General features: G+C 63.4%; 12 protein-coding genes. 5 read left to right on the top strand and 7 right to left on the bottom strand.

Annotated features, from left to right (window positions below):
- Positions 1 to 41: 41 nt before the first annotated feature.
- Entirely contained in the window at positions 42 to 1,346 is a 1,305-nt protein-coding gene (aceA, locus tag LG281_RS11650; protein ID WP_404400839.1) for an isocitrate lyase, read from the bottom strand.
- A 238-nt stretch (positions 1,347 to 1,584) separates the two neighbouring features.
- Complete coding sequence (locus LG281_RS11645; RefSeq protein ID WP_404400837.1) at positions 1,585 to 1,818, bottom strand: hypothetical protein; 234 nt, start codon at positions 1,816 to 1,818, stop codon at positions 1,585 to 1,587.
- 168 nt (positions 1,819 to 1,986) lie between these two features.
- Here LG281_RS11645 and LG281_RS11640 point away from each other — a divergent pair, with 168 nt between their 5' ends.
- Complete coding sequence (locus LG281_RS11640; RefSeq protein ID WP_404400835.1) at positions 1,987 to 3,399, top strand: short-chain fatty acyl-CoA regulator family protein; 1,413 nt, start codon at positions 1,987 to 1,989, stop codon at positions 3,397 to 3,399.
- A 168-nt stretch (positions 3,400 to 3,567) separates the two neighbouring features.
- Here the strand turns inward: LG281_RS11640 and LG281_RS11635 are convergent, their stop codons facing one another.
- Positions 3,568 to 4,044: a MarR family winged helix-turn-helix transcriptional regulator gene (locus LG281_RS11635; protein ID WP_404400833.1), complete on the bottom strand. Its 477-nt coding sequence runs from the start codon at positions 4,042 to 4,044 to the stop codon at positions 3,568 to 3,570.
- 109 nt (positions 4,045 to 4,153) lie between these two features.
- On the opposite strand from LG281_RS11635, the gene LG281_RS11630 reads away from it, so the two are divergent.
- Positions 4,154 to 4,591: an organic hydroperoxide resistance protein gene (locus LG281_RS11630; protein ID WP_404400831.1), complete on the top strand. Its 438-nt coding sequence runs from the start codon at positions 4,154 to 4,156 to the stop codon at positions 4,589 to 4,591.
- A gap of 118 nt (positions 4,592 to 4,709) precedes the next feature.
- On the top strand, positions 4,710 to 5,138 hold the full coding sequence (locus LG281_RS11625; RefSeq protein WP_404400829.1) for an organic hydroperoxide resistance protein: 429 nt from the start codon (positions 4,710 to 4,712) through the stop codon (positions 5,136 to 5,138).
- A 330-nt stretch (positions 5,139 to 5,468) separates the two neighbouring features.
- On the opposite strand, the gene LG281_RS11620 is transcribed toward LG281_RS11625, so the two are convergent.
- The 4 genes from LG281_RS11620 to LG281_RS11605 all read right to left on the bottom strand — a co-directional run bounded on the left by LG281_RS11620 (position 5,469) and on the right by LG281_RS11605 (position 11,158).
- A complete protein-coding gene (locus LG281_RS11620; protein ID WP_404400827.1) occupies positions 5,469 to 7,064 on the bottom strand; it encodes a glycoside hydrolase family 43 protein in 1,596 nt (531 codons plus the stop codon).
- Positions 7,065 to 7,256: 192 nt separating this feature from the next.
- Positions 7,257 to 8,564 (bottom strand): xylose isomerase, encoded by a 1,308-nt coding sequence (xylA, locus tag LG281_RS11615; RefSeq protein WP_404400825.1) that lies wholly within the window; start codon positions 8,562 to 8,564, stop codon positions 7,257 to 7,259.
- Position 8,565: 1 nt separating this feature from the next.
- Positions 8,566 to 10,029, bottom strand: coding sequence for a xylulokinase (xylB, locus tag LG281_RS11610; RefSeq protein WP_404400823.1), 1,464 nt, complete (start codon positions 10,027 to 10,029; stop codon positions 8,566 to 8,568).
- A gap of 97 nt (positions 10,030 to 10,126) precedes the next feature.
- A complete protein-coding gene (locus tag LG281_RS11605) occupies positions 10,127 to 11,158 on the bottom strand; it encodes a LacI family DNA-binding transcriptional regulator (protein WP_404400821.1) in 1,032 nt (343 codons plus the stop codon).
- 143 nt (positions 11,159 to 11,301) lie between these two features.
- Here LG281_RS11605 and LG281_RS11600 point away from each other — a divergent pair, with 143 nt between their 5' ends.
- Together LG281_RS11600 and LG281_RS11595 are read left to right on the top strand one after the other, a co-directional pair.
- Positions 11,302 to 12,312 carry an aldose epimerase family protein gene (locus tag LG281_RS11600; RefSeq protein ID WP_404400819.1) on the top strand — a complete coding sequence of 337 codons (1,011 nt, stop codon included), beginning with the start codon at positions 11,302 to 11,304 and terminating at the stop codon, positions 12,310 to 12,312.
- 8 nt (positions 12,313 to 12,320) lie between these two features.
- Complete coding sequence (locus LG281_RS11595) at positions 12,321 to 13,076, top strand: GNAT family N-acetyltransferase (protein ID WP_404400817.1); 756 nt, start codon at positions 12,321 to 12,323, stop codon at positions 13,074 to 13,076.
- Positions 13,077 to 13,092 lie beyond the last annotated feature (16 nt).

Raw genomic sequence — 13,092 nt, 5'->3', positions numbered from 1 at the left:
GGAAAACAGCGGGGAAATTATCCCCGCCGTCCTCGCGTTCCTCAGTGGAACTGCGCCGTCTCGGTTGACCCCGCCATTGCCGTGGTCGCGCTCTGGCCCTTGGAAACCGCTGTTGCGACGGCGTCGAAATAGCTCGTCCCCACCTCCCTCTGGTGCCGCGTCGCCGAAAACCCGTGCGCCTCGGCGGCGAACTCGGCCAGTTGAAGTTCCGAATAAGCGGCCATGCCGCGGTCCTTGTACCGCCGGGCGAGGTCGAAGGTCGTATAAGAGAGGTTGTGGAACCCCGCGAGCGTGATGAACTGGTACTTGTACCCCATCGCCCCAAGCTCGCGCTGGAACGCAGCCATCTCCTCTTCGCCCATATATTTCGCCCAGTTGAACGAGGGCGAGCAGTTGTAGGCGAGCATCTGATCCGGATGCTCCTTGCGGATCGCCTCGGCGAACCGCTTCGCGTCGGCAAGGTTCGGCGTCGAGGTTTCGCACCAGATCAAGTCCGCATAGGGCGCATAGGCCAGCCCCCGCGCGATCGCGGCATCGAACCCGCCCTTCAAGCGATAGAACCCTTCCTCTGTCCGCTCCCCGGTGATGAACGGCGCGTCGTATTCGTCGACATCCGAGGTGATGAGTTGCGCCGCTTCCGCGTCCGTCCGTGCCATGATGAGCGTGGGCACCCCCATCACATCGGCGGCGAGCCGCGCCGCGTTCAATGTGCGGATAAAGGTGCGCGTGGGCACCAGCACCTTGCCGCCCAGATGTCCGCATTTCTTTTCGCTGGCGAGCTGATCCTCGAAATGGACCGCCGCGGCGCCTGCCTCGATCATCGCCTTCATGAGTTCAAAGACGTTGAGCGCGCCGCCGAACCCGGCCTCCGCATCGGCGATGATCGGCACGAAATAATCGATATCGGCATGGGATTTGCCCTCAAGCCGCTCCATCGTCTGGATCTGGTCGGCTCGCTGCAGCGCCTTATTGATGCGCCGGACAATCGCGGGCACCGAGTCGGCGGGATAAAGCGACTGGTCGGGATACATGTTCCCCGAAGTGTTGGCGTCCGCCGCCACCTGCCAACCCGAAAGATAGATCGCCTTAAGCCCGGCCTTGACCTGCTGCACCGCCTGGTTGCCGGTGAAGGTCCCCAGCGTCGGCACATAGTCCTCCGTATGCAGCAATTCCCAGAGCCGCTTTGCCCCGTTCTCGGCCAGCGAATGCCGGATCGGCAGCGAGCCTGCGAGTTTTTTGACGTCGTCCGCGGAGTAATCCCGGGCGATATTGGTCCAGCGATCGGGCGCCCACTCGGGAGTGGGGAAGGCCGTACGGCCGGTTTCGGGGTTCGGTCTATCGAGCATTGGTGGTCTCCTCCAAGGGTATGATGAAACTGGGCATTTGCCACATGTCCCCTTCTCCCCTTGAGGGAGAAGGTGGCTTTCGCGCCAGCGAAAGGTCGGATGAGGGGTGCGCGGCTGCGATCGAGCACCGAGGTTGGGCTATGGGAAACGCTGCAGGCACCCCTCATCCGATCGCTTCGCGGCCACCTTCTCCCGCAAGGGGAGAAGGACAGAGTGTTCTTGGCGAACGCCGAGCCGCCTATCCCCGCCGCGCGAACGTCGCGGCGATCATCGGCATGCCGTTAAACAGCGTCGTCGCCGGCTCTTCGCCGTGGGCGACGGTAAAGCTGTGCCGGCCGGCGCGGTGGACGATGGCGTATTGCTTTTCGGCGAGCCCCTGTGCGCGGAAGCTCGCCATCACTTCGGCCATCGAGGGCGCGATAATGGTGATGAAGTCTTCGGTTTGACCCGTCTCGTTGCTGTGGGCCTGCATGTCTCTTCTCCAAAAGCAGTGGAACGCACCATCGCGTTCGCTTGAGTAAAGAATTGACAACACGCGGCTAAAACGCAAGAATAAACGCAATATCAGGAGGTTAAGCTGTAAAGCTTTGCAAATTTACAGCACCGGTTTTGTAAATCCGGTAAAGAAATGGAGGAGAAAATGGCGGGTGCCGAGCCGCAAATCGGCGGGCGGATCAAGCGCTTGCGGCGCCAGAAGGGTTTAAGCCAGGCCCAGCTCGCCGAAACGTTGGAGATCTCCGCAAGCTATCTCAATCTGATCGAACACAACCGCCGCCGCATCACCGTGCCGCTCCTCTTCCGCGTCGCGGGCTATTTCGGCGTCGAGCCGGGAGAGTTGGCCGAGAGCGACGACGGGCGGCTCGCGGGCGATCTGATGGAGCTTTTCGGCGACGATATTTTCGCCGACAGTGATTTGACCAACCAGGATATCCGCGATCTCGCCGCCAACCACCCGGCGGTCGGCCGCGCGGTCTTGAAACTCTTCGATCAGCTCAAGCAGTTCCAGCGACCCGAAGCCCACCAAGAGGCGCCGCAATCGGGGTATAACCTCGTGACCGAGGCGGTGTCGGATTTCCTTCAATCCGAAGCCAATTACTTCCCCACACTTGAGGCGGCCGCCGCGCGCGTGCGCGCCGATATCGATAATGCGGCGGAAGGGTTCGAACAGGGCTTGAGAACCTACCTCTTCAACGTCTTCGGCATCGAGGTGCGGCTGGCCTCGCTCCCCACCGGCGTCGTGCGCCGGATGGAGGAGGGCGGGCGCGTCCTCGCCATCGCCGATATCCTCGAGCCCGAATCCGCGCTCTTTGCCATGGCCCAGCAAGCCGCGCTGTTGAGCGCGGAGGCTGAAATCATGGCGCTGATTGAAGCGAGCACCCTGCCCCAGCCCGATTCGGTCGGGCTCGCCCGCAATGTCTTGGCGTCCTACGTCGCCGCCGCGCTCATCATGCCCTATGAGCCCTTCTTTATCGCCTGCCGTGACACACGTTACGATATCGAGCGCATCGGCCGGCGCTTCCGCGCGAGTTTCGAGCAGGTCTGCCACCGCATGACGACGCTCCAGCGCCCGGGCATGAGCGGCATTCCGCTCCACCTGGTGAGGACCGATATCGCGGGCAATATCTCCAAGCGCTTTTCGCTTTCGGGCATCCATATCCCGCGCCATTCGGGCGCCTGCCCGCGCTGGAATGTCTATGCGGCGTTTTTGAATCCCGGCCAAATCAACGTCCAGGTGAGCCAGATGCCCGATGGCGCGCGCTATTTCTGCATCGCACGCGCCGAAACCAAGGGCGGTCATGCCTATAACGCGCCCAAACGCCACCTTTCGATCGGGCTGGGGTGTTCGGCGGCCCATGCGGACAAGATGATCTATGCCGATGGCATCGATTTGAACGCCCCCGGCGGCGCCGTTCCCATCGGCGTGGGTTGCCGCATCTGCCCCCGCCGCGAATGCGGCCAGCGCGCACATCCGCCCGCGGATCACCGGTTTCCGGCAGATGACGGCCAACGGATGGAGAATCTGTATATGGGGGTGAGGAGCGGTCCGCCGTAAGGCGGGCAAAAAGGTCCGGTGGACCTTTTTGAGCGACGAACGCCCGGAGCGTGAGCGGAGGGCCGGCAGAGCGGTCCGCCGTAAGGCGGGCAAAAAGGTCCGGTGGACCTTTTTGAGCGACGAACGCCCGAGCCTGCGGCGAGGGCCGGGCAGAGCGGCCCCCAAAGGCTAAGCCGTCTCCCCCACCCGGCACGCAGCATCTGCATTGAGCGCCCGTGTCAGCGCCTGAATCTCCTCCCGCAACGCCACAATCCCCCCGACGTCGAGCGTGCTCGCGCAGGCCACCGCCTCGGGAATCCCCGCCGCGTCTTTTTCGAGCATCCGCCCCTTCTCCGTCAGTGCGATCACCACCTTCCGCTCGTCCTCGGCGCTCCGCGTGCGTGTCACGAGCCCGTTGGCCTCAAGCCGCTTCAACAGCGGCGTCAGCGTGCCCGTATCGAGCCCCAGCCGATGCCCGATCGCAGAAATCGGTACGCCATCGCCATCCCAGAGCGTGAGCATGACGAGATATTGCGGATAAGTGAGCCCGAGCGGCGCCAGAAGCGGCCGGTAAAGCCGCGTGAAGGCCTGCCCGGCGGCGTAAACCGCAAAGCAAAGCTGTTGTTCGGGCGGGAATGTGCGGCGGGTATCAGTCTGTGCTGTCATGAAAAATATATCGCACAAAATTATATTGCGCACAATATAAAATCACGCTAGCGTCCCTTTGTTCCCAAACGGCGCGTCAGGCGCCGGTCAAACACGAAAGGAGACCGCAATGCAGGTCCTCTACACAGCTCATGCCATATCCACCGGCGGCCGCGAAGGTCACGCCCGAACCAACGATGGCAAGATCGACGTCAAACTCTCGACCCCCAAGGAAATGGGCGGCTCGGGCGGCGAGGGTACCAACCCCGAACAGCTTTTCGCCTCGGGCTATTCGGCCTGTTTTCTGGGCGCGATGAAGTTTGTCGCCGGCCAGGACAAGATCAAGTTGCCCGAAGACGCCACCGTTTCGGCTGCCGTCGGCTTCGGCAAGCGCACCGATGGCGAGGGCTTCGGCCTGACCGTCGATTTGAGCGCCCACATCCCCGGTCTTGACGCCGAAACCGCCAGATCGATCGTTGAGCGCGCCCACGCCGTTTGCCCCTATTCCAACGCCACACGCGGCAATATTGCCGTCAACCTCCACGTCCAGGCCGCCGAGGCCGCGTAAGAGGTTCCTGCTCTCGCGAAGAAAAGGGCGGCTCCACCAGGGCCGCCCTTTGTCATTGAACCTCCATGCGGGGCTGTGCGTTCTACAGGCTCTACGCAGCAGGGCTTTGGAGGTCATAATGGAAATCCAGTATACCGCACACGCAAGCGCCACCGGCGGCGGACGCCATGACGGGCATTCGAGCACCGACGATGGCAAGATCGACGTCAAAACCTCGAGCCCCAAGGAAATGGGCGGTCCGGGTGGGGACGGCACCAACCCCGAACAACTCTTCGCAACCGGCTACGCGGCCTGCTATCTCGGCGCGCTCTGCGCGGCCGCCGGCAAGGACAACGTCAAGCTGCCCGACGATACAAGGGTGTCCGCTGATGTCGGGGTGGGCAAGCGCGACGACGGGCAGGGGTTGGGCTTGAAGGTCACCCTCACCGCCACCGTTCCCGGCCACGATGCGGAACAGGTCAAGACCTGGATGGACGCTGCTCACATCATCTGCCCTTATTCCCACGCCACGCGGGGGAATATCGAGGTCAATCTCAGGGTTGGCTAGCGTCAGGGCAATCGGGTGAATCGATTGCCCGGCGATGCGTCCGCTTTACGGCTTTGCGCAAGAGGTTTGCGCGCCAACACCTCCCCCACGCCGTCATCCTCGCGCTTGACGCGAGGACCTGCAAGCTCGAAGCATCCCGAGCAGGCGTTGGGGGCTTCGCGCTTGCGCTGTGCGCCCGACTTCTACTGCACAATGGGAAGTGTTGCAGGTCCTCGCGTCAAGCGCGAGGACGACGGAGAGAGAAGGGGGCAGGCGCGGTGCGTCCAGAAATGCCGCAGGAAACTGCTTCACCCCATTGCCCTGTAGATAGCGGACTTCTCCGCTTCCACCTCAAACCGGCCGGTAAACGAAATGGGAAAAATCCGCTTCCCGCGCACTGCCGTTGAGGTCATGCGCCGCCATCCCGACAAACGCGCCGGTGAAACTGCCGTGCTCGGCATGCCCGCCGCACTCATCCGAAAGGATCGACGCGTCGAGCTTGGGCCCGATCTCCCGCCAGCTTTCGCTGCCCTCGGCATAAAAGAACTGCAGCTTCGAATCCTCTATCCTGAGCTTCATCCTGACCGGCCCGCGCCCGACCCGCACGGGCTCGCCCGAATAGGTGAGGCTTCCTTCCGGATGGGAAACGATTGAGGAGATCACCTCGAGTTGCGGCGTGCCGTCTTCTTCTGCCGTCAGAGCCAGATAGTGGAAATCGTACCGCCCGTAATAGGCGATGAGCCCCGCCATCTGCCGCTCGTCCCGCGGTGAAAACGTAACCTCCGTCTCCGCCTCGTAGTCGAAATGCTGCTGGCGGCGCGCGACCAATGCCTGTTCGAACCAGGACGCAATCGATTCGCGCCCGTAAAGCCGCAGTTTCCCAGGCGCCGCGTCGAGCGAGAAAATCCGCTCGGGCTCGGGCGTTCTGAGCCACTGAAAGTCGATAGGAAGTGGCTGTCCGGCGGAAAATGCGTACCGACGCTCGGCGTTGAACGCGGCGTCATCATAGGTGCCCGGCACCTCGACTTCGGTCTGGGGCAAATTCGTCCCCGCTTCGAGGTAAAGCCAGCCATCGTCCTTCCAGACCGCCTTTTGCAGCGCCGTCTCGCGGCCCAATACGCAGCGCCGCTTCTGCGTCGTCGGGCGGCCCGTGAGGTGGACGATATAGGTGTCCCCGTCAGGCGTCTCGACGATATCGCCATGCCCCGCGCGCTGCAGCGGATGAAGCGGGTCGTCCTTGGCCGTCACCACATACATGTCCGGATGGAGCTCGTAGGGCCCGCCGATCGACCGCGACCGCGCCAGCGTCGCGGCGTGGTCATACCCGGTGCCACCCTCGGCGGTGAGGAGGTAATACCAGCCTTCCCGCTTATAAAGATGCGGCCCTTCGACGAGTTTGAGCGGCGAGCCCCGGAAGATGTTCTTGCGTTCCCCCACCAATTTTCCGGCCTCAGGGTCGAATTCCTGCAGCGCGATCCCGGCGAACCGGTGGTTCCGCGAGCGGTGGTCCCAGAGCATGTTGAGAAACCACTTTTTCCCGTCATCGTCGTGAAAAAGCGACGGGTCGAACCCCGAGGAATTGACATAAACGGGGTCCGACCACGGCCCCATGATATCGGTAGCGGTGACGATATAATTATGCGCGTCCTTGAAGTTGCCGTCCTTGCGTTTGACGTCGGTATAAACCAGCCAGAATTTCTCCCCGTCATGGCTGAGGCACGGCGCCCAGATCCCGCAACTGTCGGGGTTCCCGCGCATGTCGAGCTGGCTCTTGCGGGTCAAAGGCCGCGTGATCAGCTCCCAGTTCGCAAGGTCTCTCGAATGATGGATCTGCACGCCCGGAAACCATTCGAAGGTCGAGGTCGCGATAAAATAGTCATCCCCGACCCGGCAGATCGAGGGGTCCGGGTTGAACCCCGGCAGAATGGGATTGGGGCGCAAGGGCATGGGGTCTCCTCCTCATAAAGTCCTGTGCACTTGGCACTGAACCCCGGGGACAAGCCCCCGGGGATACGACGCGGAGGGGCAGAGGCAAGCAGCGACAAGCAGCCGCAAATCGCCCCCCACCCATCATTCCGGGGCTTGTCCCCGGAAACCAGCCACGCGCTGTCCAGCGCGTGAAAGGACTCGTCTTTGTGTTCAAACGAACCGGTTGATCAGGTTTTCGAGATATTCCTGCCGGCCCGAACGCGGCTGCGGGTTGATGTTCTCGGCTTCCACCCGCGCGGCGATCTCCTCGAGCGTCCGTTCGCCCTTGAGCATCGCCTGCGCTTCGGGCTTCTGCCAATCGGCATAACGCTCTTCGAGGAATTTATCGTAAGCACCATCCTCGATGATCGCCGCCGCGGCCTTCAATCCCCGCGCGCAGGTGTCCATCCCCCCGATATGCCCGTAAAGCAGGTCTTCGGGATCGATCGACTGGCGGCGCAATTTCGCATCGAAATTGGTGCCCCCCGTCGTGAACCCGCCCGCCTTGAGAATATGATAATACGCGAGCGCCACTTCGGGCACATTGTTGGGGAACTGATCGGTATCCCAGCCCGACTGCATGTCGTTGCGGTTCATGTCGATGGACCCGAAAATCCCGTGCGCCGCCGCCATGGCGATCTCGTGCTCGAAGGTGTGGCCGGCAAGAATGGCGTGCCCCACCTCGATATTGACCTTCACCTCGTTTTCGAGCCCGTACTTCTTCAAGAACCCGTAGACCGTCGACACGTCGTAGTCGTACTGGTGCTTGGTCGGCTCCTGCGGCTTGGGCTCGATGAGGATCGTGCCGGTAAACCCGATCTTGTGCTTATAGTCGACCACCATGGAGAGCATCCGCGCCATCTGGTCGAGTTCCTGGCCCATGCGGGTGTTGAGCAGCGTTTCATAGCCCTCGCGGCCGCCCCAAAGCACGTAGTTCTCGCCGCCGAGCCGTTTGGTGACGTCCATATTCGATTTGATCGTCGCCGCGGCATAGGCGAAGACGTCCGGATCGGGATTGGTCGCCGCGCCCGACATGAAGCGCCGGTTCGAAAAGAGGTTCGAGGTGCCCCAGAGCAACTTCACGCCCGTCTCGGCCATCTTCTTTTCGAAAATGTCGGCGAGTGCGTTCAAGCGCTTCGTCGATTCGGCAAAGCTTTCACCCTCGGGCCGCACGTCCGCGTCGTGGAAGCAGAAATAGGGTGCGCCCAAAAGCGAAAACATCTCGAAGGCCACGTCGGCCTTGAGTTTCGCCGCATCCATTTCCCCGTCGAACCAGGGCCGCTCGAACGTCCGCCCGCCAAACGGGTCCCCGCCTTCCCAAGCGAATGAGTGCCAATAGGCCACGGCGAACCGCAGATGGTCTTCCATCCGCTTGCCCAGAACGATTTCGTCCGGGTTGTAGTGCCGGAAGGCCAGCGGATTGGTGCTCTCGGGCCCTTCGTAGCGGACCTTCTCGATGCCTTTGAAGAAATCGGTCATTTTACTTGCGGGCCTCCTCGATACCCGGATAAAGCGCGGAAAAGCGCCGGTACTGTTCGTCATAGGCGGAGATCAGCTCCGCCCTGGGTGAAATGGTCTTGGCGATTTTGGGGTTTTCGCAGACGGCTTTGGGGTCGGCCCCCGTCGCCGCGATCAGCCCCAGCCGCGCCGCGCCGAACGCGCCGCCGAAATCGCCCGCCTCGGGCACGGCGATTTCCATTTTGAGGTTGGTCGCGATCATTTCGAGCCAAAGCTCGGACCGCGACCCCCCGCCAACGGCGATCAGCGTCTCGATCGTCGTTCCGGCATCCGAAAGCACACGCTGGCAATCCCTGACGGCAAACGCCACGCCTTCCATCACCGCCTGCGCCATCGTCCGCGCGTCCGAAAGGTGCGAGAGCCCCACGAACGACCCGCGCGCATGCGCGTTGTTGTGCGGCGTGCGCTCGCCCGAAAGATAGGGCAGGAATATCTCTTCTCCGGGCCCTGCATATTCCCCGGCCACCGCCGTGGTGAGCGTCGCCGCCTCCTGCCCGACAAGCTTGGCGAGCCAGTTGAGGCTATCGGTCGCCGATAAAAAAACGCCCATCTGGTGCCAGGTATCGGGGATGGCGTGGCAGAACGCATGCACCGCGCCCTCGGTATTGGGCCGGAATTTTTCGTTCGAAACGAACAGCACGCCGGAGGTCCCCAGCGAAACGAACCCCTCGCCCGGCGACACCGCGCCGATCCCGCAGGCCGAGGCCGCATTGTCGCCCCCGCCCCCGGCAATAACGACGTCACCGGTCATCCCCCAGCGGGACTTGAGGTCGTCCTTGAGCGTGCCGGACACCGCCGAACCCTCGACGAGACCGGGCATGTGCGAACGCTCGAGCCCGGTGGCGCGCAAAAGATCGTCCGACCAGTCGCGCTTCTGAACGTCGAGCCACAGCGTTCCCGCCGCATCCGACATCTCCGAAACGAACCCGCCGGTCAAAAGAAACCGCACATAATCCTTGGGCAGCAGCACCTTTGCGGTGCGCGCAAAATGCTCAGGCTCGTGCTTTTTGACCCACAAAAGCTTGGGCGCCGTGAACCCCGGCATCGCGATATTGCCTGAAATCTCCCGGCTGCGCGGTTCCGCCGCCTCGAGTTCCGCGCATTCGACATCCGAGCGCACATCGTTCCAGAGGATCGCCGGACGGATGACCTGGTTCTCCGCGTCAAGCAGCGTCGCCCCGTGCATCTGCCCCGAAAGCCCGATCCCAGCCACTGCGGCAATTGCCTCGGGCCGGTCCTTGGCCAGCGTATCGACGGCCTTCAGGACCGCATCCCACCAATCGGCGGGATTCTGCTCGGACCATCCCGGCTTGGGCCGCGACACCGAAAGCGGCGCTGTGGCCTCTCCCAGCACCATCCCCGCCCCGTCGATCACGACAGCCTTGACCCCGGATGTCCCGATATCGAGACCGAGATAAGCACTCATGAGGCACGTACCTCAAAATCGATCATAATGAAAACTCCTCATAAGGCGCGCACCGTTTTCCGGCAGCTTGTCCTCGGATTTGGAATAGCTCGAATTCCTAGCGCATATTATCCCGCAGGAAAACCTTAATCTCGATCTCCCCGGGCGCCGGCGCGGCGTCGGGCCCGAGCACCAGCCGCTTGGCCTCGGCCCACACCGCGCGGATTTCCGCGTCCGGATCCTGGTCGATGACGCAGTCGATCACCCCGGAGGTGAGCGCCGCCCGCGTCGGCCCGGTCAATTCGTGCGCGATGACCCGCAAATCGGAGCGCCCCGCCTCGTTGATCGCCATCACGAGCCCCGCATTACCCGCGCCCACATTGTAGATACCCCCAAGTTCCGGGTTCTCCTTCAAGAAAGCGAGCGCCTTCTCGTAGGTCGGGGTAAATTCGTCATACCCCTCGATCGGCCCCTTGACCGTCAGCGTCGGGAATTCGGCGTCGACAACCGCCCGGAACCCCTTGACGCGCTCGGCGTGGTCGATCAGTCCCATCGACCCCGCAACGAGCCCCACCGCGCTTCCCTCGGGCAAAAACCGTCCCATGAGCGAGGCCGCCGTGCGCCCCGCCGCGATATTGTCGACCCCCACAAAGGCCCGCCGCGCCGATCCGGGCAGGTCGGAGACCAGCGTTACGACCTTGATCCCGCGCGCATTGGCCCGCGCGACCGCGGCGTGCACCACCGGCTTGTCGATGGCGACGACCACCGCACAATCGCAGGCTGGAAGCGTCAACGCATCGAGCGCGTCCGCAAGCGCGTGCGGCTCCATCGCCTTGACGCGCTGGAGCGCGAAGTGCCCGCGTTCGGACCGCGCATTGGCCCCCGCGCTTTCGACGGCGTCGGCGAGCTTGGCCATGAATTGGTTGGTCCCGTCCGGCAAGAGGAAAACGAGCCTTATGTCGCGCGCCCGCGCCAGCATCGAGGCGGTGAAATCCCGCCTGTACCCGATCGCGGCAATCGCGGCCTCGACCTTTTCGATCGTCGCCGGCCGTACCCCGGCGCGCCCATTGAGCACCCGGTCGACCGTCGCCAGCGATACCCCCGCCGCCTTGGCGAGGTCGTGCACCGTCACCCTGTCGGACCGCTCCATGCCCACTGTAAGCCTCCTCTCCCTCGTTCTGAGGTACGATACTCATTGCAGCGCGGCCGCGAATCCGTCAAGTCTCGGCTCGCCATCTTCGCGGAAATGGTGATAGGGGAAATGCGGGCACTACCGATGAGGGAGGGACGAAAATGACCATTTCGGTCACGCAAGCGGGCGAATTCAACGGCAAGCGCGTCGACGAGGCGCGGCTCGTTTCCGATACGGGCGTCGAGATCTCGGCTTTGAACTGGGGCGTCACCGTGCGCGATTGGCGCGTACCGGTCTCCGGCGGTTTGCGTCCCGTCGCGCTGGGGTTCGAAACCTTCGACCCCTATCCCGAACATTCCCCCCATTTCGGCTCGCTCGCCGGCCGCGTCGCCAACCGCATCGCTGGCGCCAAGTTCACCCTCGATGGCAAGACCTACACATTGCCGGAAAACCAGACCGGCAGCTGCCTCCACGGCGGCCCCGAGGGGCTCGGGCGCCAGGTCTGGGACATGGAAACCGACGAAGCCGCCAACGCGATCCGGTTCACCCACTTCTCCCCCGACGGGGCCATGGGCTTCCCCGGCAACGTCAATTTCGAGGCGGTCTACAGGCTCGAAGGCAATGCGCTCACGCTCGAGCTCTCGGCCATGCCCGACCGCCCCACGCCCATCAGCCTCGTCCAGCACCAATATTTCAACCTCGGCACCACCGACACGATCCTCGATCATAAGGTTCAGACCTTGGCGAGCGCCTATTCCGAGGTCGATGAGAACCTTCTGCCCACCGGCGCGCTTCTGCCGGTCTACGGCACGCAATATGACCTGCGCGAACCCCGCACGCTCCGCGACGCGGCGGGCAATCCGCTCAATTACGACGTCAATCTGGTCCTCCCCACCGCCCGCAATCTCGACGACCCCCTCGCCATCGTCACGGCCCCGGAGGGCGACCTGACCCTGAAACTCTTCTCCGACCGTCCGGGCGTGCAGTTCTATAACGCGGTCTGGACAGACTGCCCGGTCCCCGGCATCGGCGGGCGTTATTACGGTCAGCATTCGGGCCTCTGCCTCGAAGACCAGAAATTCCCCGGCGCCCTCGCGCATGCCCACTTCCCCTCGATCATCGTGACACCGGACGTGCCCTATCGGCACTGGTGCCGGTTCGAGATCGGGTAAGGGGTAGGATGAAGGCCTCGGCCCTTCTGCATGATGCCAGTGCCATCCTCCCGCCGCCCCTCGTCCGCGCGGGTCATTTCGACGTCCGCCTCGCCGTCTCCCAAACCGACCGCGATGCTGCGCACAGCTTGCGCCGGACCGTCTTCGGCCTCCCCGATGCCGACCGCTTCGACGCTCTCTGCGACCACCTCCTCATCGCGGACCGGACAACCGGCAGCCTCGCCGGCACGGCGCGTCTCCTGCCTGCCCCGGCCACCCGCACGGACTTTTACGCCGAAGCCGAGTTCGATGTCGCGCCCCTTTTCGCACGCCATCCGGGGCTAACCTTCTGCGAGGTCGGCCGCACCTGCATCGCCCCTGCCCACCGGCGCGGCGCGGCGATGCACGCGCTCTGGGCCGGTCTCGCGGCCTATGCGCGCAATAAGGGCATCGACGTCTATTTCGGCACCGCGAGCTTCCCCGGCGCCGATCCCACCCGCCACGCAAAGGCTCTCGGCTTCCTCGCAAATACCGCCCCGGCGCCTTCCGGTTGGACCGTCCATGCGCATCCCGACCGGGCTGTCCCCATCGTCCCGCAGGACCGGCCCCAAGCCATTTTGCGCCGCCTTTTGCCGCCCCTCCTGCGCGGCTATCTCGCGCTCGGCGCCTATATCAGCGCCGAGGCTGCTATCGATCCCGATTTCGGCACCACGGACGTTCTCGTCATGACCCGGCTCGCAAACGTTCCCGTGCCGTACCGAACACACTTTTCATATTCGGCTTAAAAGCCGCGTGAACGGG

Origin of the sequence: Pelagibacterium halotolerans, assembly GCF_044811015.1 — a bacterium.
Classification (GTDB): Bacteria; Pseudomonadota; Alphaproteobacteria; order Rhizobiales; family Devosiaceae; genus Pelagibacterium; species Pelagibacterium halotolerans_A.
The sequence above is the reverse complement of the archived record's forward strand: the minus strand, read 5'-3'. Positions and strand labels throughout refer to the sequence as shown.